The 1,681-nt window shown below is 67.0% G+C and carries 2 protein-coding genes; both read right to left on the bottom strand.

Annotated elements, in window-relative coordinates:
• Window positions 1-41: 41 nt before the first annotated feature.
• Window positions 42-488 (bottom strand): DUF4383 domain-containing protein, encoded by a 447-nt coding sequence (locus BRAS3809_RS15215; RefSeq protein ID WP_008963006.1) that lies wholly within the window; start codon window positions 486-488, stop codon window positions 42-44.
• The coding region (locus tag BRAS3809_RS15210) for an FAD-binding oxidoreductase (RefSeq protein ID WP_035656371.1) at window positions 485-1,681 on the bottom strand (1,197 nt) is incomplete at its 5' end. The genes BRAS3809_RS15215 and BRAS3809_RS15210, both read right to left, overlap by 4 nt.

The following is a 1,681-nucleotide window of genomic DNA, read 5'->3' as shown; positions in this document are numbered from 1 at the left end:
CATGACGAAGTCACTAACAAGTAGGGTATCATCGAGCAGCCTCAAATCTTCAAATGCGCGCGCCCTGCGCCCCACGGCGACCAGCCGACGGCGATGCCGACAGCGCCGAGGGCGAGATGCGGCAGGCTCGACAGCACCTTCACCACCCAGGACGTGTTGCGGATGCCGTCGATGATGATGGAGAGGTCGAGATAGCCGGAACCGGTGAACACGCCCATCACGCCGTCGAGGAAGTACAGCGTGCCGAACACGCGCAGGAAGAATACGGCGCTGCGCCGCGACAGCATCGACGCCAGCGCCCACAGGCCGGAGGCGACATGCAGCGCGTCCTTGTAGATGTCGAGCTGGAACAGGCCGAACACGCGGCCCTGCGCATCGATGAAGGCGGGGATGTAGTCGGTCGCGGCGGCGAACAGAAGCGCCACGGCGAGCGCGAGCGCGGCGATGCGGTAGCGGTCCCATGCGAAGCCGTCGGCGGATGTCGTCATGCGAAGTAAGCGTCCCACATCGCGTTGCGGAACAGGAGGTTCGGATCATATTGCCGCTTGGCGGCGACGAAACGGGCCGCCGCCGGATAGGCCGTCTCGACCTGGTCGCGGCGGGCATGCAGACGATAGGGCAGATAGAAAGCGCCGCCAATCGCGGTGATGCGGTCGATCAGGGCTTCGGTGGTGCGCATCATGTCGATCTCGCCCTCGGGCGAGGTGACCTGCGAGAACGACATCACGGCGGCGATGCGGCGTACCGGCGCGATGGTGAGGGCAGGCGTCTTGTCCTCGGCGACATAGCGCAAGGTGACGTTGAGGAATTCGGCGCGCGCCTTCGGGATGATGTCGCGGCAGGCGGCGAGGAACTCGCCGAACCGCTCCGGCGCCACGAAATATTCGTGCAGGATGTCGGTGCGGTGCATGTCCTTCTGCGCGAGATTGGCGACCGGCTCGGCCATCAGCGAGTTGCGGGTGTAGCGGCTGTCGGAGATGGCGGGGCCGAGCCGCGTCTCCATGAACCAGCGCAAGCCCTTGGCGACCTCCCAGCCGGTCTGCGCGCGATAGATCGTGTTGGCGACGCCGGTCAGCTTGCCCGAGCTCGCCACCGGCGGCAGCGCCGCCGGCGCATCGGGCACCGGGCGGAAGGTGACCAGCAGCGCGTCGTCGAAGAACGCCTTGCGCGACACCGACATCCGGCCATAGGCCATCTTCACGTTGGGGTCGCCGTCGATGGCGCGCGTGAATGCCTCGGCGAACTTTTCCGGCGCCATGCGCTCGAAGCGCGGCTCGAGCAGCAGGTTCGGCACCATCTCGACCTCGAGGTCGACGATGATGCCGAACAATCCATAGCCGCCCATGGCGAGGCCAAACAGCTCGGCATTCTCACTGCGCGAGCACTGCACCAGGGTGCCGTCGGCGAGCAGCATGCGGATCGACTTCACCGTCGAGCCGAACGGGCCGTAGGGCACCGGCCAGCCATGGGCGTTGACGCTGAACGTGCTGCCGACGCCGAAATCGCTGTTGGACTGCATCACCGCCGGCGAGAAGCCCTTGGCGTCGAGCGTGGCGATCACGTCCCACCAGCGGTTGCCGGCGGCGGTGCGATAGGTCCGCGCCGCGGTGTCGAGCTCGATGGCGCCGCCCTCGAGGGTGACCGCGGTGCCGTCGCGCGGCAGGCTCTGGCCGCCCATCGA

This window comes from Bradyrhizobium sp. STM 3809 (assembly GCF_000239795.1).
Classification (GTDB): domain Bacteria; phylum Pseudomonadota; class Alphaproteobacteria; order Rhizobiales; family Xanthobacteraceae; genus Bradyrhizobium.
Note: the sequence above shows the minus strand (reverse complement) of the source record. Positions and strands in the feature narration are given on the sequence as shown.

What these genes read in the sequence shown, in the direction of transcription:
- BRAS3809_RS15215 (WP_008963006.1), bottom strand. Translation starts at nt 488, where the DNA reads ATGACGACATCCGCCGACGGCTTCGCATGGGACCGCTACCGCATCGCC.